The sequence below is a fragment of the Telluria aromaticivorans genome (assembly GCF_013003915.1).
GTDB lineage: Bacteria > Pseudomonadota > Gammaproteobacteria > Burkholderiales > Burkholderiaceae_D > Telluria > Telluria aromaticivorans.
Window position 1 is genome coordinate 265,913 of record NZ_JABAIV010000004.1, and the last position, 24,051, is coordinate 289,963.

The 24,051-nt window shown below is 62.5% G+C and carries 20 protein-coding genes and 4 tRNA genes; 6 read left to right on the forward strand and 18 right to left on the reverse strand.

From position 1 onward, the window contains the following. Window positions 1-135: 135 nt before the first annotated feature. From rpoB to HGB41_RS13845, 16 genes are all read right to left on the reverse strand, one after another. Complete coding sequence (rpoB, locus tag HGB41_RS13770) at window positions 136-4,245, reverse strand: DNA-directed RNA polymerase subunit beta (protein ID WP_171085294.1); 4,110 nt, start codon at window positions 4,243-4,245, stop codon at window positions 136-138. Window positions 4,246-4,530: 285 nt separating this feature from the next. Next, entirely contained in the window at window positions 4,531-4,905 is a 375-nt protein-coding gene (gene rplL, locus HGB41_RS13775) for a 50S ribosomal protein L7/L12 (RefSeq protein WP_171085296.1), read from the reverse strand. 63 nt (window positions 4,906-4,968) lie between these two features. Then, complete coding sequence (gene rplJ, locus HGB41_RS13780) at window positions 4,969-5,502, reverse strand: 50S ribosomal protein L10 (RefSeq protein WP_171085298.1); 534 nt, start codon at window positions 5,500-5,502, stop codon at window positions 4,969-4,971. A gap of 270 nt (window positions 5,503-5,772) precedes the next feature. Next, window positions 5,773-6,468 (reverse strand): 50S ribosomal protein L1, encoded by a 696-nt coding sequence (gene rplA / locus HGB41_RS13785; protein ID WP_171085300.1) that lies wholly within the window; start codon window positions 6,466-6,468, stop codon window positions 5,773-5,775. Then, the gene (gene rplK, locus HGB41_RS13790; RefSeq protein ID WP_020653552.1) at window positions 6,468-6,899 is read right to left on the reverse strand and encodes a 50S ribosomal protein L11; all 432 of its coding nucleotides are present in this window, start codon (window positions 6,897-6,899) and stop codon (window positions 6,468-6,470) included. Before rplK ends, rplA begins: the two co-directional genes overlap by 1 nt. 106 nt (window positions 6,900-7,005) lie before the next feature. Beyond that, window positions 7,006-7,626 carry a transcription termination/antitermination protein NusG gene (gene nusG, locus HGB41_RS13795; RefSeq protein WP_171085302.1) on the reverse strand — a complete coding sequence of 207 codons (621 nt, stop codon included), beginning with the start codon at window positions 7,624-7,626 and terminating at the stop codon, window positions 7,006-7,008. Continuing rightward, window positions 7,626-8,015 (reverse strand): preprotein translocase subunit SecE, encoded by a 390-nt coding sequence (secE, locus tag HGB41_RS13800; protein ID WP_171085303.1) that lies wholly within the window; start codon window positions 8,013-8,015, stop codon window positions 7,626-7,628. The genes nusG and secE overlap by 1 nt, the downstream gene beginning before the upstream one ends. Before the next feature lie 36 nt (window positions 8,016-8,051). Beyond that, window positions 8,052-8,127 (reverse strand) — tRNA-Trp (locus tag HGB41_RS13805). A 102-nt stretch (window positions 8,128-8,229) separates the two neighbouring features. Then, window positions 8,230-9,420: an elongation factor Tu gene (gene tuf / locus HGB41_RS13810; protein WP_171085305.1), complete on the reverse strand. Its 1,191-nt coding sequence runs from the start codon at window positions 9,418-9,420 to the stop codon at window positions 8,230-8,232. A 79-nt stretch (window positions 9,421-9,499) separates the two neighbouring features. Then, window positions 9,500-9,574, reverse strand: a tRNA-Thr gene (locus HGB41_RS13815). Window positions 9,575-9,609: 35 nt separating this feature from the next. Beyond that, window positions 9,610-9,683 (reverse strand) — tRNA-Gly (locus HGB41_RS13820). Between the two features lie 38 nt (window positions 9,684-9,721). After that, a tRNA-Tyr gene (locus tag HGB41_RS13825) sits at window positions 9,722-9,806 on the reverse strand. Between the two features lie 352 nt (window positions 9,807-10,158). Further along, window positions 10,159-11,700, reverse strand: coding sequence for an HDOD domain-containing protein (locus tag HGB41_RS13830; protein WP_171085307.1), 1,542 nt, complete (start codon window positions 11,698-11,700; stop codon window positions 10,159-10,161). Between the two features lie 3 nt (window positions 11,701-11,703). Continuing rightward, window positions 11,704-13,374, reverse strand: coding sequence for a response regulator (locus HGB41_RS13835; RefSeq protein ID WP_171085309.1), 1,671 nt, complete (start codon window positions 13,372-13,374; stop codon window positions 11,704-11,706). A gap of 353 nt (window positions 13,375-13,727) precedes the next feature. Continuing rightward, window positions 13,728-14,702, reverse strand: coding sequence for a J domain-containing protein (locus HGB41_RS13840; RefSeq protein WP_171085311.1), 975 nt, complete (start codon window positions 14,700-14,702; stop codon window positions 13,728-13,730). Between the two features lie 133 nt (window positions 14,703-14,835). Further along, entirely contained in the window at window positions 14,836-15,984 is a 1,149-nt protein-coding gene (locus HGB41_RS13845; RefSeq protein WP_171085313.1) for a class I SAM-dependent methyltransferase, read from the reverse strand. Window positions 15,985-16,042: 58 nt separating this feature from the next. Between HGB41_RS13845 and HGB41_RS13850 the strand changes: the two genes are divergently transcribed. The 6 genes from HGB41_RS13850 (at window position 16,043) to HGB41_RS13875 (ending at window position 20,374) form a co-directional block, all read left to right on the forward strand. After that, on the forward strand, window positions 16,043-16,837 hold the full coding sequence (locus HGB41_RS13850) for an SDR family oxidoreductase (protein WP_171085316.1): 795 nt from the start codon (window positions 16,043-16,045) through the stop codon (window positions 16,835-16,837). Window positions 16,838-16,846: 9 nt separating this feature from the next. Further along, window positions 16,847-17,245, forward strand: a complete 399-nt coding sequence (locus tag HGB41_RS13855) for a dihydroneopterin aldolase (protein ID WP_171085318.1) — start codon at window positions 16,847-16,849, stop codon at window positions 17,243-17,245. Continuing rightward, entirely contained in the window at window positions 17,242-18,171 is a 930-nt protein-coding gene (gene ttcA / locus HGB41_RS13860) for a tRNA 2-thiocytidine(32) synthetase TtcA (protein WP_171085320.1), read from the forward strand. Before HGB41_RS13855 ends, ttcA begins: the two co-directional genes overlap by 4 nt. Before the next feature lie 180 nt (window positions 18,172-18,351). After that, window positions 18,352-19,215 carry a DUF3494 domain-containing protein gene (locus HGB41_RS13865; protein WP_171085691.1) on the forward strand — a complete coding sequence of 288 codons (864 nt, stop codon included), beginning with the start codon at window positions 18,352-18,354 and terminating at the stop codon, window positions 19,213-19,215. A 112-nt stretch (window positions 19,216-19,327) separates the two neighbouring features. Continuing rightward, a complete protein-coding gene (locus HGB41_RS13870) occupies window positions 19,328-19,828 on the forward strand; it encodes a SixA phosphatase family protein (RefSeq protein ID WP_229423022.1) in 501 nt (166 codons plus the stop codon). Between the two features lie 156 nt (window positions 19,829-19,984). Beyond that, the gene (locus HGB41_RS13875) at window positions 19,985-20,374 is read left to right on the forward strand and encodes an MAPEG family protein (protein ID WP_171085322.1); all 390 of its coding nucleotides are present in this window, start codon (window positions 19,985-19,987) and stop codon (window positions 20,372-20,374) included. 152 nt (window positions 20,375-20,526) lie between these two features. Here the strand turns inward: HGB41_RS13875 and HGB41_RS13880 are convergent, their stop codons facing one another. Both HGB41_RS13880 and HGB41_RS13885 read right to left on the reverse strand, forming a co-directional pair. Further along, the gene (locus HGB41_RS13880) at window positions 20,527-22,287 is read right to left on the reverse strand and encodes a M14 family metallopeptidase (protein ID WP_171085323.1); all 1,761 of its coding nucleotides are present in this window, start codon (window positions 22,285-22,287) and stop codon (window positions 20,527-20,529) included. A gap of 116 nt (window positions 22,288-22,403) precedes the next feature. Beyond that, entirely contained in the window at window positions 22,404-24,017 is a 1,614-nt protein-coding gene (locus HGB41_RS13885; protein WP_171085325.1) for a S41 family peptidase, read from the reverse strand. Between the last annotated feature and the right edge of the window lie 34 nt (window positions 24,018-24,051).

The following is a 24,051-nucleotide window of genomic DNA, read 5'->3' on the forward strand; positions in this document are numbered from 1 at the left end:
TGAAAGCGTCATCCCGGCGCAGGCCGGGATCCAGGTTTTTCGGCTAAATCACCGAAATTGGGCCCCGGCCTGCGCCGGGGCGACGTTTCAAGAGCAACAGGCCAAGCCCGAAGGCCGACAGCCATGCTGACTTGCTTAGTTGCGCTCGAGATCGATGTCGATACCCAGCGAACGGATTTCCTTCACCAGCACGTTGAACGATTCCGGCATGCCGGCGTCGATCACGTGGTCGCCCTTGACCAGGTTCTCGTACACCTTGGTACGGCCGTTCACGTCATCCGACTTCACGGTCAGCATTTCCTGCAGCACGTAGGACGCGCCGTAGGCTTCCAGTGCCCACACCTCCATCTCACCGAAGCGCTGGCCGCCGAACTGGGCTTTACCGCCCAGTGGCTGCTGCGTGACGAGCGAGTATGGACCGGTCGAACGCGCGTGCATCTTGTCGTCCACCAGGTGATGCAGCTTCAGCATGTGCATGAAGCCGACGGTGACCTTGCGCTCGAATGCTTCGCCGGTGCGGCCGTCGAACATCGTGACCTGGTTCTTCGACGGGGTCATGCCCAGCTGGGCAGCGATCTCGTCAGGGAACGCCAGGTCCAGCATGCGGCGGATTTCACTTTCGTGGGCGCCATCGAAGACTGGGGTCGCGAACGGCACGCCGTTCTTGAGGTTCCCCGCCAGGGTCAGGATTTCTTCATCGCTGAAGCTGTCCAGGTCTTCCTTGCGGCCGGTTTCGTTGTAGATCTGGCCCAGGAAGCCGCGCAGTTCTTCGGCTTTCGCCGAGGCGCGCAGCATGTCGCCGATACGCAGGCCCAGGCCCTTTGCCGCCCAACCGAGGTGGGTTTCGAGGATCTGGCCGACGTTCATACGCGACGGGACACCCAGCGGGTTCAGCACGACGTCTGCAGGCGTACCATCCGCCATGAACGGCATGTCTTCCACCGGCACGATACGCGAGACCACACCCTTGTTACCGTGGCGGCCTGCCATCTTGTCGCCCGACTGCAGGCGGCGCTTGACGGCCAGGTAGACCTTGACCATCTTCTGCACGCCAGGCTGCAGCTCGTCGCCCTGGGTGAGCTTCTTGCGCTTCTCTTCGAAGGCCAGGTCGAACTGGTGGCGCTTCTCGTTGATCGATTCCTTGATCGCTTCCAGCGCGTTCGCAGTGTCGTCGTCCGCAGGGCGGATGTCGAACCAGTGGAACTTGTCGAGGTCAGCCAGGTATTCCTGGGTGATCGCGGCGCCCTTGGCCAGTTTCTTCGGACCGCCGTTGACGATCTTGCCGGTCAACATGCGCTCCAGACGCTGGAAGGCATCGCCTTCGACGATACGCATCTGGTCGTTCAGGTCCAGGCGATAGCGCTTGAGTTCATCGTCGATGATCTGCTGGGCGCGCTTGTCGCGCTGGATGCCTTCACGGGTGAAGACCTGGACGTCGATCACGGTGCCGATCATGCCCGATGGCACGCGCAGCGAGGTGTCTTTCACGTCCGACGCTTTTTCGCCGAAGATCGCGCGCAGCAGCTTTTCTTCCGGGGTCAGCTGGGTCTCGCCTTTCGGGGTGACCTTACCGACCAGCACGTCGCCAGCCTGCACTTCGGCGCCGATGTAGACGATGCCCGATTCATCCAGGCGCGCCAGCTGGTTTTCAGCCAGGTTCGAGATGTCGCGGGTGATCTCTTCCGCGCCGAGCTTGGTGTCGCGAGCGACGACCGACAGCTCTTCGATGTGGATCGAGGTGTAACGGTCGTCCTTGACGACGTTTTCCGAGATCAGGATCGAATCCTCGAAGTTCAGGCCGTTCCACGGCATGAACGCCACCAGCATGTTCTGGCCCAGGGCCAGTTCGCCCAGGTCGGTCGATGCGCCGTCGGCAATCACGTCGCCACGGGCAACGCGGTCGCCAACCTGCACGATCGGACGCTGGTTGATGTTGGTGTTCTGGTTCGAACGGGTGTACTTGATCAGGTTGTAGATGTCGACACCGACTTCGCCTGCGGTTGCTTCGTCGTCGTTGACGCGAATCACCACACGGCCTGCATCGATATAGTCCACCACACCGCCACGCAGGGCCTGCACGGTAGTGCCCGAGTCGACTGCCACGGTGCGCTCGATGCCGGTACCGACAAAGGCTTTTTCCGGACGCAGGCAAGGCACGGCCTGGCGCTGCATGTTGGCGCCCATCAGTGCACGGTTCGCATCATCGTGTTCCAGGAACGGAATCAGGGACGCTGCGACCGACACGATCTGGCCTGGCGCCACGTCCATGTACTGGATGCGCTCTGGCGAGACCAGGATGGTTTCACCGGCTTCACGAGCGGAGACCAGTTCGTCGACCAGCTGGCCCTGTTCATTGATCGCGGCGTTCGCCTGCGCAATGATGTAGCGGCCTTCTTCGATCGCCGACAGGTATTCGATCTTGTCGGTGACCTTGGAGCCGTCGACCTTGCGGTACGGGGTTTCCAGGAAGCCGTATTCGTTCAGGCGGGCGTACAGTGCCAGCGAGTTGATCAGGCCGATGTTCGGGCCTTCAGGCGTTTCGATCGGGCACACGCGGCCGTAGTGGGTCGGGTGCACGTCGCGCACCTCGAAGCCTGCACGTTCGCGGGTCAAACCGCCCGGTCCAAGAGCCGAGACGCGGCGCTTGTGGGTGACTTCCGACAGCGGGTTGGTCTGGTCCATGAACTGCGACAGCTGCGACGAACCGAAGAATTCACGGATCGCGGCCGAGATCGGCTTGCTGTTGATCAGGTCATGCGGCATCAGGTTGTCCGCTTCGGCCTGGCCGAGGCGTTCCTTGACGGCGCGTTCCACACGCACCAGGCCGGCACGGAACTGGTTCTCAGCCAGTTCGCCGACGCAACGGACGCGACGGTTACCCAGGTGATCGATGTCATCGACTTCGCCGCGGCCATTGCGCAGCTCGACGAGGATCTTGATCACGGCCAGGATGTCTTCGTTCGACATCGTCATGGCGCCGGTCAGTTCGTCACGGCCGATACGGCGGTTGAACTTCATGCGGCCGACAGCCGACAGGTCGTAGCGCTCAGGGCTGTAGAACAGGCCGTTGAACAGGGCTTCGACCGATTCTTCGGTTGGCGGTTCGCCAGGACGCATCATCCGGTAGATCGCCACGCGAGCTGCGGTCTGGTCGGCGGTGTCGTCGGTGCGCAGGGTCTGCGAGATGTAGCCACCCTGGTCCAGGTCGTTCGTGTAGAGCGTCTGGATGTCGGTCACGCTCGAATCGCGCAGCTTACCCAGCAGTTCTTCGGTCAGCTCGTCGTTGGCCACGGCGATGACTTCGCCAGTGTCCTGGTCGACGATGTTACGTGCCAGCACGCGGCCGAGCAGGTAGTCTTCAGGGACCGAGATGGATTTGATGCCGGCAGCTTCGATGTCGCGCACATGCTTGGCATTGATGCGCTTGTCCTTGGTGACGATGGTCTTGCCCGACTTCGGATCGACGATGTCGAAGCGCGCGACTTCGCCGCGCAGGCGTTCGGACACGAACTCCAGCTCGCCGCCTTCATTGCGGAGGGTGAAATTGTCGAAGACGAAGAAGTTCGCCAGGATCTGCTCCGGCGTCATGCCGATGGCCTTCAGCAGGATCGTGACCGGCATCTTGCGGCGGCGGTCGACGCGGAAGAACAAAATGTCTTTCGGGTCGAACTCGAAGTCCAGCCACGAGCCGCGGTAAGGAATGATGCGTGCCGAGAACAGCAGCTTGCCCGAGGAGTGGGTCTTGCCGCGGTCGTGTTCGAAGAACACGCCTGGCGAGCGGTGCAGCTGCGAGACGATGACGCGTTCCGTGCCGTTGATCACGAACGAACCGTTCGTGGTCATAAGCGGCAGTTCGCCCATGTAGACTTCCTGCTCCTTCATTTCCTTCACGACCGGCTTGGTCGGCGATTCCTTGTCCAGGATCACCAGACGCACCTTGGCGCGCAGCGGCGAGGCGAAAGTCAGGCCGCGCTGCTGGCATTCTTTCACGTCAAACGCAGGATCGCCCAGCACATAAGAAAGGAACTCGAGGCGCGCAAAACCATTGTGCGACACGATAGGGAAGATGGAGCTGAAGGCGGACTGCAGGCCCTCATTCTTGCGCACGGAGGGAACGGCATCCGCTTGCAGGAAATTCTCGTAGGATTCAAGCTGGGTAGCCAGAAGGTAGGGAACGTTGTGAACGTTGGCGCGCTTCGCGAACGACTTGCGAATGCGCTTCTTCTCAGTAAATGAGTAGTGCATGGACACTCCGTGAGTGACAGAAAGGATGAGAATTCAGGAATTGCCAGTGGTTGAAGCGCCACACGCAAGGCCTGAAGCCTCTGCTTTCCCGTCAGGTGAAAAAGGACGAGCTACTGCTGTGTTACGATATTTCCGTCTGCCGTCACTATTTGTTTCCGTACGACAGGTATTGCACACGTTTGCCGCAGGGACGACAAAAGAGCCAAAGCAGCTACACCTCCCTTTCGGCAGGTTTCGCAAGCTTTGACTCCCGCGTTGGGCACCGAAGTGCCCAATGCACATGTATTACTTCAGTTCAGCCTTGGCGCCAGCTTCTTCCAGCTTCTTCTTGGCGGCTTCAGCGTCAGCTTTAGGCATGGCTTCTTTCACGGTCTTTGGTGCACCGTCGACCACGTCTTTAGCTTCTTTCAGGCCCAGACCGGTGATTTCACGGACGGCTTTGATGACGCCGACCTTGTTCGCGCCGATTTCGGTCAGCACGACGTTGAATTCGGTCTGCTCTTCGACTGCAGCAGCGGCGCCAGCGCCACCGGCTGCAGGTGCTGCCATCGCAGCTGCCGACACGCCAAACTTCTCTTCGAAGGCCTTGACCAGTTCGTTCAGGTCCATGACGGACATTTCGCTCACTGCGTTCAGGATATCGTCTTTGCTAATTGCCATTTGAAACTCCAAATATGTTGTGTGTGTAGTTCAGGTTGGTACTTGAAAAAAAAGGCGCGGCTATTAAGCTGCTGCGGTTTCTTCGGTTGCTTCTGGAGCAACTTCCGAACCTTCGCCTTTTTTCGCTGCCAGGGCAGCCAGACCACGTGCAAAGCCCGACACCGGAGCCAGCATCACGCCCAACAGCTGCGAGATGAGGACGTCACGCGACGGAATGCTTGCCAACGCGGTAACGCCAGCTACATCGAGCTGCTTACCTGCGTAGTTACCGGCTTTCACGACCAGCTTGTCGTTGGTTTTAGCGAAATCATTGATGATTTTCGCTGCAGCAACGGCATCGTCCGAGATCGAATAGATCAGCGGACCGGTCATGGAATCAGCCAGCGAGGCAAACTGCGTGCCTTCGACAGCGCGACGAGCCAGCGTGTTCTTCAGAACACGCAGGTAGACGCCCTGGGCACGTGCGGTTGCACGGAGCTTGGTCAAGTGAGCAACCTGGATGCCACGGTACTCAGCCACGACGATCGTTTGCGCGCTAGCTACTTTCGCGGAAACTTCTTCGACGACGACCTTTTTGTCATTCAGATTAAGACCCACGGTCAATCTCCTTAAATGATGGGAACAAAAGCGTTCACATCGGTTCGAACACGGCGTCCGAAGTTAAGAAGCCAATCTGACGCGGATAGATTCACGCAGCGTGGACTACAAAACTTGTTCGGGTACACCATCTGCGTTGGGTGGCCTATTAACCTCCTGCCTGCCTGCTGCATTCGGCCCAACGGTCTTTGATTGCCTGGTGAAGCGTTGCCGCCTCACCAGCCCAAAGATGCGCTTCGCCATTTCTGGCGAAGACTGAATTCTTATTGCTTAAGCGGCGATCGAAGCGTGGTCGACGCGGACGCCGGCGCCCATGGTCGACGACAGGGCGACCTTACGCAGGTACACGCCCTTCGAGGTTGCCGGCTTGGCCTTGTTCAGGGCTTCGATCAGCGCAACCAGGTTCGACTTCAGCTGGTCGTCCGAGAACGACTTGCGGCCGATGGTAGCGTGGACGATACCAGCCTTGTCGGTACGGTACTGGACCTGACCGGCTTTGGCATTCTTGACCGCGGTAGCGACGTCAGGGGTGACGGTGCCGACCTTCGGGTTAGGCATCAGGCCACGTGGACCCAGGATCTGGCCCAGGGTACCGACGATACGCATGGTGTCTGGCGAAGCGATGACGATATCGAATGGCATGTTGCCGGCTTTAACCATCTCAGCCAGGTCTTCCATACCGACGATGTCGGCGCCGGCTGCTTTTGCAGCTTCGGCTTTTTCGCCCGATGCGAAGACAGCGACGCGCACGGTCTTGCCGGTGCCTGCTGGCAGGACGACCGAACCGCGGACCACTTGGTCCGACTTCTTCGGGTCCACACCCAGCTGCACCGAGACGTCGATCGACTCGTTGAACTTGGCGGTTGCGAATTCCTTGACGAGCGACAGTGCGTTGTCGAAGGCGTAGACCTTGTTACGGTCGACTTTCGCTTTCATTTCTTTGACGCGCTTGGAGATCTTAGCCATTACACACCCTCTACCGTGATGCCCATCGAACGTGCCGAACCGGCGATGATACGCACTGCGGCGTCCATGTCGGCTGCGGTCAGGTCCGGCTGCTTGGTTTTTGCGATTTCTTCAGCCTGTGCACGGGTCAGCGTGCCAACTTTGTCGGTATGTGGCTTCGGCGAACCTTTGGTGATGCCAGCGGCTTTCTTGATCAGGTAGGTTGCCGGTGGGGTCTTCATCACGAAGGTGAAGGACTTGTCGGCGAACGCGGTGATCACGACTGGAATCGGCATGCCCGGCTCGAAACCCTGGGTCTGGGCGTTGAACGCCTTGCAGAATTCCATGATGTTCAGGCCGCGCTGACCCAGTGCTGGGCCGATCGGTGGGGATGGGTTTGCTTTACCAGCTGCGACTTGCAGCTTGATAAAACCAATAATCTTCTTTGCCATGTGTAGCTCCTGTTGGCTTTGAGTAGTAGCGCCCCACCACTACTACTCTGGCGGGGCTCCTCTTACCGGATTCCGCCTTGCTGCTGCGACGCTCCGATTATTGCGTTTAAACCTTCTCGACTTGCCCGAACTCCAGTTCCACCGGAGTTGCGCGACCGAAGATGGTGACAGACACGCGCACCTTCGATTTTTCGTAATTCACTTCCTCGACGTTGCCGTTGAAGTCGGTGAACGGGCCCTCTTTGATACGGACCTGCTCGCCCACTTCGTATAGCACTTTCGGCCGAGGCTTTTCGACGCCTTCCTGGACCTGCTGCATGATCTTGTCGATCTCGCGCGCCGGGATAGGGGTCGGTTTGTTGCTCTTGCCGCCGATGAAACCGGTGACCTTGGAAGTGTTCTTCACCAGGTGCCAGGTTTCGTCGGTCATTTCCATCTCAACCAGCACATAGCCAGGGAAGAAGCGGCGCTCGGAGACGGCCTTGGTGCCGTTGCGCATTTCGACGACTTCTTCGGTCGGGACCAGGATCTGGCCGAACTGTTCTTGCATGCCGGCGCGCTCGATGCGCTCGGTCAGGGCGCGCATGACGCTCTTTTCCATACCGGAATAGACATGGACGACATACCAGCGCTTGTTGCTGACCGGGACACTCACCGGTGCTGCAGCGTCTTGTGGAATGCCGTCGGCCGGGACTTCACCCGGCACGTTGTCAACGTTATCGCTCATTAGTTTTTCCACCCCAGGACGACGTCGTACAACAGGAATTCGAGAACTTTATCCGTGCCCCACAGGAAAATTGCCGTCACGACCACGAAGGCAAAAACGATGCCGGTGATCTGGGTGGCTTCCCTACGGGTCGGCCAAACGACCTTCTTGGTTTCACGCACCGATTCCTTGGCGAAGCTCAGGAAATCACGACCAGTGGTGGAAGTCCACAAAAGCAGGACGGCAAAAACTAAACCAGCCAAGAGGGCGCCTGCGGCGACCAAGGCTGGTTTGTTCTGGCCTTTCAGGTAAAAGAACCCGACAACGCCTGCAATCGTGGCAACCACCGCCAGTGCGACCTTGAACTTGTCATTCGAGGTGCTGACAGTTTGCACGGATTGGTTCGACATACTTTTTTTACTTTCGGTGCCTGGCACCAGAATCGGTGGCAGGGGCGGAGGGAATCGAACCCGCGACCTTCGGTTTTGGAGACCGACGCTCTGCCAATTGAGCTACACCCCTACGAAAACTTCTCGCTGAATCCAGCATTATACAGGATACCTTCGCAGCCTGACAATGCTGTTCGAGGGAAACGGGTGACCGCTTCCCTCTTTCCGTGGCTTATTAGGCCAGGATCTTGGCAACCACGCCGGCGCCGACGGTACGGCCGCCTTCGCGGATTGCGAAGCGCAGGCCTTCTTCCATCGCGATCGGGTTGATCAGCTTGACGGTGATCGACACGTTGTCGCCTGGCATGACCATTTCTTTGTCCGCTGGCAGCTCGATCGAACCGGTCACGTCAGTCGTACGGAAGTAGAACTGTGGACGATAGTTGTTGAAGAACGGAGTGTGACGGCCGCCTTCGTCTTTCGACAGGACGTAGATCTCGCCGGTGAAGTGGTTGTGCGGCTTGATCGAACCTGGCTTTGCCAGGACCTGACCACGCTGGACATCTTCACGCTTGGTGCCGCGCAGCAGCAGGCCGACGTTGTCGCCAGCTTGACCCTGGTCCAGCAGCTTGCGGAACATTTCCACGCCGGTGCAGATGGTCTTGACGGTGTCGACGATACCGACGATTTCGATTTCTTCGCCGACCTTGATGATACCGCGCTCGACGCGACCGGTAACAACGGTGCCGCGACCCGAGATCGAGAACACGTCTTCCACTGGCATCAGGAAGGCGCCGTCAACAGCGCGCTCTGGCGTTGGGATGTAGGTGTCCAGTGCATGCGCCAGGGCGATGATGCAGTCTTCGCCCATTTCGCCCGGCTTGCCTTCGAGGGCCATACGTGCCGAACCCTTGATGATTGGCAGGTCGTCGCCTGGGAACTCGTACTTCGACAGGAGCTCACGGACTTCCATTTCGACCAGTTCCAGCAGCTCTGCGTCGTCGACCAGGTCGCACTTGTTCAGGAACACGATGATGTATGGAACGCCAACCTGACGCGCCAGCAGGATGTGCTCGCGGGTCTGTGGCATTGGGCCGTCGGCGGCCGAGCACACCAGGATCGCGCCGTCCATCTGCGCAGCACCGGTAATCATGTTCTTGATGTAGTCGGCGTGGCCTGGGCAGTCAACGTGCGCGTAGTGACGGTTTTCGGTCTCGTACTCGACGTGCGCAGTGTTGATGGTGATGCCGCGTGCTTTTTCTTCTGGAGCCGCATCGATCTGGTCGTATGCTTTAGCTTCGCCGCCGAATTTCTTCGACAGGACGGTTGCGATTGCTGCCGTCAGGGTGGTTTTGCCGTGATCAACGTGACCGATGGTGCCGACGTTGACGTGCGGCTTGGTCCGTTCGAATTTACCTTTTGCCATTTGAGACTCCTAACGATATTTTGAGAATTACCAGGCACACCTGACGGGCAGTACAGCGCACTGCCGTTTTTTTGAATTCTGGTGCCCTTTACGTGGATTGAACACGTGGCCTCTCCCTTACCAAGGGAGTGCTCTACCACTGAGCTAAAAGGGCTTGTTTTTGCGGTTTTCTACTTACACCGCGAACACTGGAGCGGGTGAAGGGAATCGAACCCTCGTCGTAAGCTTGGAAGGCTTCTGCTCTACCATTGAGCTACACCCGCGAGGCACAACTATCAATTCGTCTTCACGACTCTTCTTTTGGTGGTGGGGGCTGGATTCGAACCAGCGTACTCAGAGAGGGCAGATTTACAGTCTGCTGCCTTTAACCACTCGGCCACCCCACCGCGAAGAACCGCAGAGTATGAAGCAAGCCCAACGTAGTGTCAACTATGCTTCCGCAGACTTTGTCTGCATCGCATAGCAGCGTTGCTTCGGGGCGTGATTGTAACGGGCAGGATGCAAAACCACAAGGGTGATTTGGTGGGAATTGCAGGGTAGCCTAAAAATTATCGTTTACCCGTAGGGCGGGCAAGTTTCTTGCCCACGCGTTCAGCCGCCAATTGAAGGGCCGTGAAGGCGTTTCATGCAGGGGTTGGGTGCAGGGTGTTCAGCCGGCAATGGAACCGGCCCGCCAGGTTTCAAACGTGATTTGAATGCGTGGGCAGAATCTGCCCACCCTACGAACAGCGGCTGTGCCTAGCCTTGCCCCAACGCCGCCAGCACCTGCCCCTTGAGCGCCTTGATCAGCGCCGTCTCGTCCGGCGGCACGCCTTCCGGCGCTTCCATGGTGCGGTCGGCATAGAACATGCCCAGCTGCGCCTTGCCCACCACCAGCGGCAGCACGATGAAGCTTTTTGCGTCGGGCAGCAGCTTGCGGTGCCAGTCGGGCAGCAGGTCGCGGATCTTGGGGCTGGCGGCGTCCGAGATCATCAGGTCGGCGTCGTTGTCCATGGCCAGGTGGAACAGGTCGCGTGCCGTGGCCACCGGGAAGGCGAAGCCGGCCTGCAGCCGGGTGCTGTCTTCGCCCAGCGCCACGCGGGCGCGGAACTGGCCGGACCTGGCGTCCTTCAGGCAAACGGTGGCGAAACGAAAACCCAGCGCGCCGAACAGGGTTTCGAGCACGGCCAGCACCACGTCGTTGAGCGTACCCTGGCCAGAGGCGCGCAACTGCGTCACGTCCTGCACGCCCGCCAGCAGCAGGTCGCGGGCATTCCTCGGCTTGCCGCTCGGGTGGAAACCGCCCTGCTCTTCCTCGCCCGCATCCAGGGTGGCCAGCAGCAGTACGTTGGGCAAGCCAGCTTTCGCATTCTGGGCCTCGGTCTTGGGCGCCGGCTTCAGGTTCATGCTCTCCATCAGGCCGCGCATGCCTTCCTGCACCGACGCCAGCAGCGCCTCCATGCGCGCGTTATCCAGGTCGAGGGCGGCGCCATAGCGGCCCAGCAGCGCCACCGCTTCCGGCGTGCCGGCCGGCTCGTGGGTTTTTGCCAGCAGGCGCGCCACGTCGAGGCCGAAGGAAGCGACCTGGCGCATCCATTCACCGCGGTTGGCCGCCACCCGCACTGCCGTGGGCGGCAGGGCCGCCTGGGCGCGCACGATGACGTCCGGGATTTTCCATTCGGCCAGCACCGCCTGCGACAGCATGTCGTAGCTGGCGCCCAGGATCATCTGGGAGGCCTGGCCGACCGTGTGCTTGCCGCCCTGGACCAGGGCGCCGATCTCGCGGTAGCGGTCGTGCTCGTGGCTGGCCACCAGCAGCGGGCCGATGTTCTTGAACAGCGCGCAGATGGCCGCTTCCTCGGCGCCCTGGAAGAAACTGTGGCGCGCCATTTCGCGGCCCACCAGGCTGGCGCACAGTGCCGCTTCCAGTTCGATGCGCACGCTGCCGGCATGCTCGGAGCTGTCGAGGGCGTCGACCAGCAGCATCGCCAGCGCGGTGGTCTTGACGTTATCGAAGCCGAGCAGCGAGATCGCGCGCGAGATCGTCGTCACCGCGGTGCCGGAAATGGTGCGGTACTGGATGGTATTGGACAGGCGCAGGATGCGCTGGGTCAGCGCCGGGTCGGACACCACGTAGTACGCGAGGTCGTGCGTGCCCTGGTCGTCGCTCGATGCCATCTCGACCACGCGCGCGATCGAGGCGCCGAGCGCGAACATCTCTTCGTCGCCGCAGACCTTGTGCATCAGGGCGGCGCGCACGCGGCGGGTCACGCCTTCCGGCGGCAATTCAGATTCATGCATCGATCAACCAGCCGTCTTCGCCGGCGCAGGCTGGGTGGACGGCTTCACCGGACGGCCTTGCGCATTGCGTTCGTATTTCTTGAGCAGCTGGTGGTGCAGCGCCGCCAGCGCGCCCAGCTTCGGATTGCCCGGGTCGAGCTTGCGCACGTTGCCGATCAGGCCGGTCACCTGCTGGCCGAGCTTGTCGTCCCAGCCGTCGTGCTCGATGCAGCGCAGTGCCGCCAGCGCGGCATTGAAGGCCACCGAGGGATTGTTCGGCAGCTTGCTAGTTGCTTCCAGCATCATGGTGACGGCGCCGCTGTAGTCGCCGCTGCGGGCACGCGCGGCGCCGTCGGCCACCAGGTCGACCACGTGCTGGCGGCTTTCCTGCGCCAGCGTGCGCGCCAGGTCCGGGAAGCCGGCTTTTTCTAACACCCCCATCGCGCGCGCCATGCCGGCATCGTTCGAGGCGTTGCGCATGACTTCGCGCACCAGGTCGGCGCCGCCCTCTTCCATGTTGTTTTCCAGGCAGGTACGGGCCAGTTCCAGCTTCAGGTCGCTGGAGAGCGCCGGCGCATCCTTGCAGGCGCCCAGGGCGGAAGTGAGGGCTTCGTTCAGGCGCGCTTCGTTGCCGGTGTACTCATGCAGCATCGCCGACGAGATCGCGCTGCACAGGGCCGTGTTGGCGCGCCCGCCCATCGAGCGGTCGAGGTCGCGCACCATGGCGGCCGCGGCGACCGGGTCGCCCTTTTTTACCAGCGTGCGCACCAGCCGCACGTGGTCTTCCGGATCGCGGAATTCGGAATACTTGGCCTTGTTCACCACCTGCTTGAGCGCCTTCTCGGCCGCCTCGGTATCGCCCGCCTCGAAGGCCGTCTCGCCCAGCGTGCGCAGGCGGCGCACGGCATGCGGCGAGACCGCCACCGCTTCGGTCAGCACGGCCTGCGATTTGGCGAGGTCGCCGACCGCCGAATGGGTGCGCGCCAGCCAATCGTAAGCGTCGACGAAGTTCTTGTTGGAGTCGACCAGCTCTTCCAGCAGGCCCTTGGCCTCGTCGAACTGCTTGCGCAGGAACAGGGTCTTGGCCAGGCCCAGGCGGGCCCAGGCGATCGCCTTGACCTCGATCAGCTGGCGGTAGATCGGCTCGGCCTGCTCAGGCTCGCCCAGGAACATGTGCAGTTCGGCGCGCAGGCGCAAGAAGTCGACGGCGTAGCGCGGATGCAGGGCCTCGCCTTTGATGCAGGCCTCGATCGCGTCGCGCTGGTCGCCCGCTTCCATCAGCGTGTACACCGGCATGAAGGCGGAGCGCTTGTCGAGCGCACGCGCGATGCGCTCGAGCAGGCGGTCGGCGGTGAATGGTTTCAGGACGTAGTCGGTGGGCGCCAGCTCGGCCGCGCTGACGACCTTGCTGTGGTTGCCTTCGGCGGTGACCATGAAGAACATGGTCGCGAGCGGCATCAGCTTGTGGTGGCGCACGTCTTCCAGCAGTTGCTGGCCGTCCTGGCCGCCTTCGAGGTCGTATTCGCACAGGATCAGGTCGAAGCTGCGCAGGGTCAGGTGCTTGACCGCCTGGTTCGACGAGCTGGCATGCTCGATTTTCGTCAGGCCGCACATGTTCAGCATGCTGTGCACGTTGGCACGCATGCCCGCGTGGGGCTCGATGATCAGGGCCGTGAGGCCTTCCAGTTCGTTCATTCCAGGTTTCCGTTAGCCTGCGTTGGGCGTGGCGCAGCTGCTGCATGGGCACGCTGCATTGGTCCAGTATATTACGGCTGGGGAACAAAATAGTTGAATTGGGTAAAGACGCTGCTTTAACCGGCGGTAAGTGCGGGGAAAATGCGACAGCCGGGGCAAAGGCTGGTCACTTTTGAGAGCCGTCGCTTAATCGTAGGGTGGGCAATTCGTAATTCAGGCCACTGGCCTGAATTACCTTGCCCACGCGTTCAGATTACGGTGCTGCAGCCTGTGCGCCAGTTCATATCGCAACGATCACCGCGTGGGCAGGAAAACCTGCCCACCCTACGATTCTCGGCATTACATCCGGGCGCTTATGGCGCGAAGGCGGCGGCCTGGCGCAGGGGCGCGCGGCGACCGTTCACGCATTCGGACTTGGGGCCGCCAACGATGATGTTCTGGTAACGGACTTCGTACTTGCCTGCGGTGAGCTTGTCGATCAGGAAAGTCGCTTGCGGCTGGACGTAGGCGTGGCGCACGTTCGAACGGCGGTCGAGGTCGTACAGCTTGACGAAGATCGGCGAGGCATTCGCGCTGTTGTCGACCAGGACCTGCATCTCGCTGCCGCCATTGCCGTAGGGGTAGCCAGGCAGGTAGCCGGATTCGGCGGGCCACGGATCGCCGCTTGGGGCGTTCAGGGTCTGCAGGTCGGTGCCGCAGTCGGGGGCATGGGCCGGCACCACCAGCTGGGTCACGGCCAGTGCCTTGATCTCGGGCGGCGGCGCCGATCCCTCGCCGCCGAAGCGGCGCGCCCAGCCTTCGGTGCTGGCATCGGTGCCGAGTTCGTCCGGACGGTCGGGGCGGTCGGTACGTTCGACTGCCACCGGATCGGGCTTGCCGGCCCAGGCCAGCGCGGCCGGCAGCTTGGCGCGCGGCGGCTCCACCAGGAAGAAGGCAGCGGCGGCCCCGGCCACGAAACAGCTCGCCAGGCCCAGCCACCAGCGCGGATCGCGCAGCAGGCGGGCGCGCGGACGCGCTTCCGGCGCACGCGGCTCCCAGCTGTCAGGGCGGGTGCGGGGGGCGCCGTCCTCGGCGCCGCTGCTTTCGAGCCACTCGACTTCCCATTCCTCGGACGCGATCCATTCGTCATGCTCCTTGCGGCGCACCGGGTCGGACAGGGTGTTATAGGCGGTGTTGACGATCGCCATGATGCGGGCGGCCTTTTCGTCGCCCGGATTCTTGTCGGGATGGTATTTCTGGCTGAGGGCCTTGTATGCCGCACGCACGACTTCCCCCGGCGCGCCGCGCGCGACCTTCAGGTTGTCATAGTGGGTGTGGATCTTGGCCATGGTGTCTCGTGTGCGTGCTGTTCTCGCCGTGTCGATCTTTAAGCAGATTCTACAGCCGATCCGGTCGCCAGCCCCGGCGCAGGGTGGTACAGCTTAGCCGGATTTGTATCCAGAGCGCAAGATGTCAAAAATTCTACAGGCGGTGGGTACGGTCTGCCTGCACGATTGCGTCTGGCAAATCGACGCCCTGCCCGACCACCAGCACCTTGAACAGTTCGCCCATTTCGGCCGGCGACACCAGCTTCTGCATCGCCCTGGCCTGGGGCAAATAACGCAGGGCATCCTGCGGATCCGTCTCGAGCAGCAGGTCGCCGATGCCGCAGGCCAGCAGGAAGGAGGCCTGGTTCATATAGGCCAGCACCGGCAGGCCGGCATCCTGGGAAGCCAGCGCCATCGCGGTAAAGTCGATGTGGGCGGTAATGTCCTGCAGGCCCGGCAAATAGAAGGGATCCGGGTGGGCATGGTGGCGGTAATGGCACATCAAGGTGCCGCCCGTGCGCTGGTCGACATAGAATTCGCGCGCCGGGAAGCCGTAGTCGAGCAGGATGGCGGCGCCGCGGCCGTTCTTCATCATGCCGGCCAGCGAGGCCATGAAGCCTTCGGCCACCGGGTGGATTTCGGTGACATAGCCTTCGGGCAGGTGGTCGGCATCCGGGATCTGGCGCAAGACCTGAAGCGCCAGTTGCTCGGGCAGCGGCTGCTGGATAAAAGCGAATTCGCCCTCTTCCACCGTCACCATCTGGCGGGCCCAAGTACCGTCCTTGCGGATGACCAGCTCGACCGGCATGGCGTCGAGCACTTCGTTGGCCAGCACCACGCCGCTGAAGCTGTCCGGGAAGCCATCGACCCAGCGCACTTGCGGCAAATCCTTCAGGGCTTCCTGCTGGCGCGCGCGCAGTTCGCCGGACAATTCAATGATGGTATAGGAGTTGACCGTCACGCCCATGCGCGCGAGCGCGGTGAGCACGTCGCGCGCCAGCTTGCCGGTGCCGGCGCCGAATTCGATGATGTCGGGCGCGCTTTGCGCGATAATAGCGGCTGCCGCGCGCCCCAAGCTGGCCCCGAACAGGGGCGAGATCTCCGGCGCAGTCGTGAAATCGCCGCTCGCGCCGAGCTTCGATGCACCGCCGCTGTAATACCCGAGCCTGGGCGCATACAGCGCCAGTTCCATGAACCGTGAAAACGCCATCGCCCCGCCGAGCTGTTCGATCTCGAGGGCGATCAGTTGTTGCAGGGATTGGGACGCTGCGAGGGCGTCGGGAGCGGGTGCGGGCAGGGACATGCGCGCATTGTAGCGAAATCAGCCCTTATCAACCATTCAGCCGCTCTACAGACCAACGATGACGGATTCCGCCCCTGCTACCCCAAAGGTCGCGCTCGTGACCGGCGCCGGCCGGCGCCTGGGCCGCGCGATCGCGCTCGGCCTGGCCGCCGCCGGCTGGGACGTGGCCGTCCATTACCGCCATTCGGAAGGCGACGCCCGCGAGACGGCGGACGCGATCCGCGCCCTTGGCCGGCGCGCCGCGCTGGTCCAGTGCGACCTGCTCGATGAAGCCGCCGTGCGCGCGCTGCCGGGCCGCGTGGCCGAGGAACTGGGCGCGGTCAGCTGCGTGGTCAATAATGCATCGTTGTTTGAATACGACAGTGCGACCGGCTTCTCCCCGGCCCTGCTGGTCACCCATATGGGAGCGAATGTCGCTGCGCCGCTGCTGCTGGCGCAGGCCCTGCATGCTGCAACACCTGCAGGTAGCCAGGCGGTCGTCATCAACCTGCTGGACCAGAAACTGTACAATCTCAACCCGGATTTTCTGTCGTACACGCTGTCGAAAGCGGCGCTGCATGCGGCCACCACGATGCTGGCGCAGGCGCTGGCCCCAAGGGTGCGCGTGGTCGGCGTGGCGCCCGGCATCACGATGGTGTCGGGCGAGCAGACCGAGGAAGGCTTCGCGCAGGCGCATCGGCAGACGCCGCTGGGGCGCTCTTCGACCCCGCAGGACATCGCCGACGCCGTCGTCTACGCGGCCGGCGCACGCGCCCTTACCGGCACCACGCTGCTGGTCGACGGCGGCCAGCACCTGGTGCCGTCGAACCGCGACGTGATGTTCCTGACCGAACCAAAAAGTAACCATTCATAAGGCTTTATTATGCTGTCCGCCCTGACCCACCCGAGCTTGCGCGATTGCCGCCGGCTGTTCCTGCGCAATTACGAAGTGATGATCAATATCGGCGTGCATGACTTCGAGAAGAAGGCGGAACAGCGCGTCCTGATCAACGTCGACCTGTACATCCCGCTCGAGCAATCGACCCCGAAGGCCGACCAGCTGTCGGAAGTGGTCGACTACGACTTCATGCGCGACACCATCGCCAAGCGCGTGTCCAAGGGCCATATCCACCTGCAGGAAACCCTGTGCGACGACGTGGTGAAGGCGATGCTGACGCACCCGCGCGTACGCGCCGCGCGCGTCTCGACCATGAAGCCGGACGTGTATCCGGACTGCGAAGGCGTGGGCTGCGAAGTGTTCCAGATGAAGGAAGAAGCATGAGCGAAGCAGACCTCGACCAGATGGGCGCAGGCGTTGGAACCAGCGCCAAGACGATGGAGAAGATCGCGCACGAGAACAACAAGCTGCACAAGCGCCTGTGCCGCCTGGTGGGCCAGGCGATCGGCGACTTCAACATGATCGAAGACGGCGACAAGGTGATGGTCTGCCTGTCGGGCGGCAAGGACAGCTATGCGCTGCTGGACATCCTGCTGACCCTGCGCGAGCGCGCGCCGATCCACTTCGACATCGTCGCCGTGAACCTCGACCAGAAGCAGCCGAACTTCCCGGCCGACATCCTGCCGGCCTACCTGGACAAGCTCGGCGTGGACTACCACATCGAAAACCAGGACACCTACAGTATCGTCAAGCGCCTGATCCCGGAAGGCAAGACCACCTGTTCGCTGTGCTCGCGCCTGCGCCGCGGCATCCTGTACCGCGTGGCGGACGAGCTGGGCTGCAACAAGATCGCCCTCGGCCACCACCGCGACGACATCCTCGAGACCTTCTTCCTGAACATGTTCTTCGGCGGGAAGCTGAAGGGCATGCCGGCCAAGCTGGTGTCGGACGACGGCAAGCACATGGTGATCCGCCCGCTGGCCTATGTGAAAGAAGCCGACACCGAACGCTATGCCGAAGTGAAGGGCTTCCCGATCATCCCCTGCGATTTGTGCGGCTCGCAGGAAAACCTGCAGCGCAAGCAGATCAAGAACATGCTGCGCGGATGGGAAAAAACGAATCCGGGGCGCGTGGACAACATTTTCTCGTCGCTGTCGACCGTGGTGCCGTCGCACCTTCAGGACCGCGACCTGTTCGGGTTCATGGACCTGAAGACCGATGGCGTGCCCAATCCGCTGGGGGATATCGCGTTTGATGAAGAACCTTGTTCGACGCCGACACCCGGCATCATCTCGCTGCAGCAACTGTAGGCAGGCTGCCCTCCCCCAGGGCGGGTTAGCTGCCACGCCCGGGTATGGGCTGGCATGCAGAAGTAGATTGGGCATATTGCACGCAATATCACAGCCGGCGGCACGTGTGGCCGTCCTGGCGTGATATTGTCGATAATATAACTTGCGTATGTGTACATACGCGCCCAATCGAAAGAACACATGCGCACTCGAACATTGCTACTCCCACTGGTGCTGGCCCTGTCCTGCGGCGGGGCCGCTGCCGGCGTCATCCCGCTCCTGGGCGAAGCACAGCAATTTGCCGTCCTCGGCGCCCAGTCGGTCACCTATACCAATATCAATACGCTGCAGGGCAACCTGGGCGTCGCGCCTGGCTCGGCCTTCGCCGGCACCGGCCAGGTCAACTTCGCGAGCGGTGGCGCCCGCCATCAGGCCGACGCCACCGCGATCCGGGCCTACGCCGATGCGAACGCCGCTTACGGCCGGCTGGCCAGCCTCACCGGCGGCACCGACCTGAGCGGCCAGGACCTCGGCAGCACCGGCAGCTTCACTGCGGGCGTGTACCGATTCTCCGCAGCGGCAGCGCTGACCGGCACGATGACGATCGATTTCGCCAACGATCCGAACGGCATTGTCGTTTTCCAGATCGGCAGCGCGCTGACCACGGCATCGAATGCCGTCGTGAACGTGCTCAACGGTACCAGCAGCAACGGGATCTATTTCCAGGTTGGCAGCTCGGCGACGCTGGGGGAAAATACGGCGTTTGCAGGAAATATCCTGGCCCTGCAAAGCGTGAGCTTCGCGTCGGCCGCCGGCATCACATGCGGACGCGCGTTCGCGCTGGGTGGCGCGGTCACCATGAACGGCGCTACCGTTTCCAGCGACTGCAATGCCTACGCGCCCACAGTCCAGGCAAACGACTTCGGCAGCAAGGGTTTCAGCGGCGACGGCACCAGCGTGATGGCGCCCGGCGAAGTGCCGGAGCCGGCAACCCTGGCGCTGTTTGGCGCCGGCCTGTGCGCAGCAGCCTTGCGCCGCCGAATCAAGCCGGCCGCCCTGAATTAAGTTTCCCGTCCCGCGTCGACCACGGACATACCCATAGCGGAGGCTGTAGCAATAAGGCAGGGGCATGCTACCCTGCCTTTTTTTCGTCCCGCTCACCTACAAGAGGATGCCAATGAGACTGCCTGCCCGCCTGTTCCGACAACTCTCCCTGGCCTGCGCCATGCTCGTGCCCTGCGCAGCAGCGATGGCCGAACCCAGCGCGATCTACCTGCTGCGGCATGGGGAAAAGATGAGCGAAAACGGCGATCCGGACCTGACCCCGCAGGGCCGGGCCCGGGCGCAGCACGTGAGCATCCTGCTGCACCGGGTTGGGATCACCCATATCTTCAGCACGCCGACCAACCGCACGCGCCAGACTGCGGAGCCGCTGGCGCAGAAGACCGGATTGACCGTGCAAGTCTACGATCCGCGCAATCCAAAGGCGCTGGTGGAGAAGGTGAAGGGCTTGAGTGGTGCAGTGCTGGTGGTGGGACATTCGAATACGCTGCCCGAGCTGGTGCGCCTGTTCGGCGGGGCGCCGGGGGCCGATATCGGGGATAAGGAGTATGACCGGCTTTACCAGCTGACGCCGGGGGCGGGTGGCGTCAATACCGTGCTGTTTACGACTCCGTGAGCGGGACGTCGCGTACCTGAACCTCGAATGAACCTTGGGGAGCTGTCCGCGGCGTAGGAAAGTGACTGATCTTCATGTAATGTATCCAGTGCGGCTTTTGCCAAGGCCAGTCTGATCCTGTCCCATCGTCGTATGCATGCTCACAGGAGGTAAGTCGTGATCTGGCCTATCTATACAGCGCTGCTGGCTTTGTTCTTTTTTGTATTAAGCGTGCGTACTTTGCGGTACAGGCGCCGCCTGCACATCCCCGTTGGCGATGGCGGCAATACCGCCATGCTCCGCGCCATGCGAGTCCACGGCAACTTCGCCGAATACACCCCCATCGGCCTGCTGCTCATTGCAGCTTGCGAATTTTCCGGGGCACCCGACTTGCTCGTTCACGGTCTCGGCATCCTGCTGCTGGTTTCCCGTCTCATCCATGCGTTCGGCTTGTCGAAAGAAGCGGAAGTCTTCACCTTCCGTGTGACAGGAATGGCGCTCACCTTTACCAGCTATCTGGTCGCCGTGGCATTCTTGCTGCTCCAGGCGGAACATGGGAGCACTTGAACCTCAGCCCTATGCAGGTAGGCATCCCGGTTTGTACCCATAGCACCAGCGCCAGAGCAAAGCGCGAACACGGACAATGTTCGGTTTCCGCCCACGCGGAAACTGCCTTCAGGACGGCGAGGCCGCAACCATGGCGCAAGGTGAGGGCCCCGTCAGGGCGCCACATCCGTCCTCAGCACCGGATACAGGTTAAAGCGCTCATCCCACGACTCGTGGCGCTTCGCAAAGAACTCCAGCCTCGCCTGCGCATTCTTCGCAAACGCTGGATCGCTCTCGACGCGGCGCTTGAACTCCGCAGCCACTGCCGGGTCGGCCGCCATCTGCGCGCGCGCCACGTCTTCCGCCACGTACTCTTCCATGTATTCCTTGCGCTCGTAGGCGTTGTTGAAGAAGCCCCAGGCCAGCAGCGAGTCCGGCGCCTGCGGCTCCAGCATCGCCACCACCAGGCGCGCTTTCGGCTGCGCCACCGGCACGAACAGCGAACCGCGCGCCACCATCCGCGGCTCGCCCTTCCAGGCGCCTTCCAGCGTCAGGCGCTGGTGCGATTCGAACGAGGTCGCGCCGAAGATCGCCTTGTCGGCGCGGAAGGTCTCGACCTGCGCTTGCGGAACCGCCTTGTCCAGCTTGCGGAAAGCGATGCCGTGCAGCGCCAGCTTGGCCGCGACGATGTCGGCATAGGCTGCCGGCACGATGTAGCCGGCGCGCGGTGCGCTCACCTGGCGGTCGGCCACGACTTCTTCGCGCAGCGGCACGCGCCAGACTTGCGGCTTGCTTTCGTCATAGCGCGTCATCAGGATGCCCGACACCTCGGACGGCGTGCGGGTGTACTCGTAGCCCTGGAAGTCGACCATCTGGGTCTTGTCGGTGGTGCGGTAGGTCAGCGCCACTGGCGTGCCGGCCAGCTTCATTGCGCGGGCATCCGCGGCCAGCGCGGCCTGCTGCCATTGCTTGCCATGCTTCGCGACCTGTTCCAGCACCGAGATCACGCTGTTGTGGGTGACGCGCACGCGGGTCGGGTAATCCTTCCAGGAGTGGGTCTCGACCAGCATCGCCATGCGGTTACGCAGCGGGAAGTAGCCGGTCGAGAAGCGCGGATCCGAGGTGCCGTCGATGAAGCCCGATTGCGGGTCGTCGGTCTTGGCGAAGGACATGTAGTAGGACTGCGGCGTCGAGCCCTGCCTGGCGATGTCGGCAATCACATTGGTGCGCAGCGCCAGGCCGGCCGCGCGGAAGACCGGATCGCCCGAATACACCGGCTCGACCTGGATCGACACGTCGTGCTGGAACTTGGCGCCATCGGTCACGTGCAGGTCGACATAGGTCAGCGGGTCCCAGGCGTTCACGAGCTTCAGCATCGCCTGCATTTCCGGCGCGTCGGCTTTTACATAGTCGCGGTTCAAATTGAAGTTCTGCGCCGTGGTGCGCCAGCCCATTTCGACCGGGCCGCGCTGGTTCGGGCGGTTCCATTTGCCGAAGCGCTCGTGGCCATCGACGTTGAACACCGGGACGAAGACCAGCACCTGCTTGTCGAGCGCGCCCTTGGCGAGCTTGCCGGCAAGGGTTTCACGCAGCGCCAGGAAGCCGGCGTCCTTGCCGTCGATCTCGCCGGCGTGGATGCCGCCCTGGATCAGCGTGACCGGCAGTCCCTGCTTCTTCGCAGCCTGCGCGGTGAAGGCGCCGGTATTCGAGGCGACCAGCGCCATCATCGGGCGGCCTTCCGGCGTGCGGCCGAACTCGATGCATTTCACCTGTTTCGGATAGGCCTTCTGGAAGTCGCCACACAGGGCAATGACTTCATCGTAGCGGCCGGTGGCCTGGAAGCCCGAGCGTTCCGAAACGGTCGTCAGCTTCGGCGCGGCATGGGAGAGTGGGACGGCAGCCAGCAGGGCCAGCAGTAAGGCGGGACGGATCATCGAGGAAAGCTCCGGCAATTGTTCAGGTGACAAAGCCGACGATTATAGACCCGTTTCCAGAATGAAATCGGCCCGGCAGCTTGCGCTGGCCGGGCCGGTTACCAGGGCTGCAAAAATTACTGGCGCGGCCTGGTATAGATCGAGATTTCCTTCACTTGCGGACGCACGATCTCCATCGGCACGCTGCGGGCGCGGGCGCTCGAGGTCGGGCAGGTGCCGGTCTGGCGGTAGGCCAGTGCGGCGGCCAGCAGGCCTTCGGCGGGGTCGCCGACTGGACGCGACAGGTCGTCGGCCACCTGGCAGGTCGGCGCCAGGCCGTCCGGGAAGTCGCCGAAGCCCTTGTTGTTCACGCCCTTGAACTCGATCGAGAAATAGGTGGTCCCGCAGTTCGGGATCGGCGTGAAGCCGTAAGGCTTGCCGCAGGTCTGGCCGCCGATCAGGTTGACTTCGATGTCGGCGCCGCGCAGCCCGTTGATCACCGCTTCGCTGGCGGAGCAGCTGCCCGAGGTGGTCAGGATGGTGACGCGCCGCAGGCCCAGGGTCGGCAACGGCGTGCCGGAGCGCACCGGGTTTGGCGAACTGAAACCGTAGGCCGTGGACATGAACATGATCGGATCCTGCGGCGCGGTCTTGTCGTTGTACTGCTGGCGCTCGAAGACCTTGCCGCGGGTCGCATCCGGGCCGGCGATCATGTACGACAGCTCGCTGGCGACGTAGAGCAGGCCGCCGCCGTTGTAGCGCAAATCGAGCACCAGGTCAGTCACCGCCGACGCCTTGAGGGTGGTGAAGGCATCCACCAGCTGGCGTTCCGACACCGCGTTGAAGGTTTCGAAGCTCAGGTAGCCGACCTTGCCGGTCGGGGTGTCGAGCACCTTCACGTTCTTCACCGGCTGGACGCTCACCTCAAGGGCCGTCATCGTCACGTCGAAGCTGATGCCACCGCGCTGGAAGCTGAAGCTGTGCGGCGTGCCCGCCGTTTCCGGGAACAGGCCGAGGTTGATGCGGCGGACCAGGTCGGCCTCGCCCGCGTTGACGAAATCGATCCCGTCGACGCGGGTCAGCATGTCGCCGCGCTGCAGGCCGGCGGCCGCGCCCGGCGAACCCGGCTCGACCAGCGTGACCAGCCAGGTGCGCGGGATGTTGGCACCGGTGTTGCGCTTGAAGGTGATGCCATAGCCCAGGTCGAGGCCGGCCGTGGTCATCTTCTCCCACTCCTCGGTGGCGTAGGTGAAGTGATAGCGGTCCTTGGCCGCGCCCGATTCGGTCAGGGCCGGGGTCTTGAGCACGTTGAAATAGTCGATGGCATTGGTGAAGTCGGCCATCTTGTAGGTGTTCGGGACTTCGTTGTACCAGAGGTAGTAACGGTGGGTCCAGGCGCGCAGGAAATTCAGCTCGTCGAGCAGCGTGCCCTGCTTGTCCGGGAAAGCCCGGCCCTGGAAATCCAGGCCGGTGCGCGGCGCGGCGCACTTGTTCCAGTACTGGAAGGCGTCGCCCAGCGTGCCGGCATCGATGTCGGCCGCGGTCTGCCCGACAGGCGTGGGCGCCGGCGGTGTCACCGGGGGCGTGGTCGGGGGCGGCTGCTGCGACGACTGGTCGGGACGGATGCCGACCCCGGGCGAACCGCCGCCGCCGCCGCAACCGGCGAAGACGACGCTTGCAGCGAGCAGGGAAGCAACCAGGCGAAGGCGGGGAGCGGTCGTCACGCGACCAGGGGCGGAAGGCGATGTCATGCGCCCGATTATAGACGCGGCCACCGGCCTGGAG

What these genes read in the sequence shown, in the direction of transcription:
- rpoB (WP_171085294.1), bottom strand. Translation starts at nt 4,245, where the DNA reads ATGCACTACTCATTTACTGAGAAGAAGCGCATTCGCAAGTCGTTCGCG.
- rplL (WP_171085296.1), bottom strand. Translation starts at nt 4,905, where the DNA reads ATGGCAATTAGCAAAGACGATATCCTGAACGCAGTGAGCGAAATGTCC.
- rplA (WP_171085300.1), bottom strand. Translation starts at nt 6,468, where the DNA reads ATGGCTAAGATCTCCAAGCGCGTCAAAGAAATGAAAGCGAAAGTCGAC.
- rplK (WP_020653552.1), bottom strand. Translation starts at nt 6,899, where the DNA reads ATGGCAAAGAAGATTATTGGTTTTATCAAGCTGCAAGTCGCAGCTGGT.
- nusG (WP_171085302.1), bottom strand. Translation starts at nt 7,626, where the DNA reads ATGAGCGATAACGTTGACAACGTGCCGGGTGAAGTCCCGGCCGACGGC.
- secE (WP_171085303.1), bottom strand. Translation starts at nt 8,015, where the DNA reads ATGTCGAACCAATCCGTGCAAACTGTCAGCACCTCGAATGACAAGTTC.
- tuf (WP_171085305.1), bottom strand. Translation starts at nt 9,420, where the DNA reads ATGGCAAAAGGTAAATTCGAACGGACCAAGCCGCACGTCAACGTCGGC.
- HGB41_RS13830 (WP_171085307.1), bottom strand. Translation starts at nt 11,700, where the DNA reads ATGCATGAATCTGAATTGCCGCCGGAAGGCGTGACCCGCCGCGTGCGC.
- HGB41_RS13835 (WP_171085309.1), bottom strand. Translation starts at nt 13,374, where the DNA reads ATGAACGAACTGGAAGGCCTCACGGCCCTGATCATCGAGCCCCACGCG.
- HGB41_RS13840 (WP_171085311.1), bottom strand. Translation starts at nt 14,702, where the DNA reads ATGGCCAAGATCCACACCCACTATGACAACCTGAAGGTCGCGCGCGGC.
- HGB41_RS13845 (WP_171085313.1), bottom strand. Translation starts at nt 15,984, where the DNA reads ATGTCCCTGCCCGCACCCGCTCCCGACGCCCTCGCAGCGTCCCAATCC.
- HGB41_RS13850 (WP_171085316.1), top strand. Translation starts at nt 16,043, where the DNA reads ATGACGGATTCCGCCCCTGCTACCCCAAAGGTCGCGCTCGTGACCGGC.
- HGB41_RS13855 (WP_171085318.1), top strand. Translation starts at nt 16,847, where the DNA reads ATGCTGTCCGCCCTGACCCACCCGAGCTTGCGCGATTGCCGCCGGCTG.
- ttcA (WP_171085320.1), top strand. Translation starts at nt 17,242, where the DNA reads ATGAGCGAAGCAGACCTCGACCAGATGGGCGCAGGCGTTGGAACCAGC.
- HGB41_RS13865 (WP_171085691.1), top strand. Translation starts at nt 18,352, where the DNA reads ATGCGCACTCGAACATTGCTACTCCCACTGGTGCTGGCCCTGTCCTGC.
- HGB41_RS13870 (WP_229423022.1), top strand. Translation starts at nt 19,328, where the DNA reads ATGAGACTGCCTGCCCGCCTGTTCCGACAACTCTCCCTGGCCTGCGCC.
- HGB41_RS13880 (WP_171085323.1), bottom strand. Translation starts at nt 22,287, where the DNA reads ATGATCCGTCCCGCCTTACTGCTGGCCCTGCTGGCTGCCGTCCCACTC.
- HGB41_RS13885 (WP_171085325.1), bottom strand. Translation starts at nt 24,017, where the DNA reads ATGACATCGCCTTCCGCCCCTGGTCGCGTGACGACCGCTCCCCGCCTT.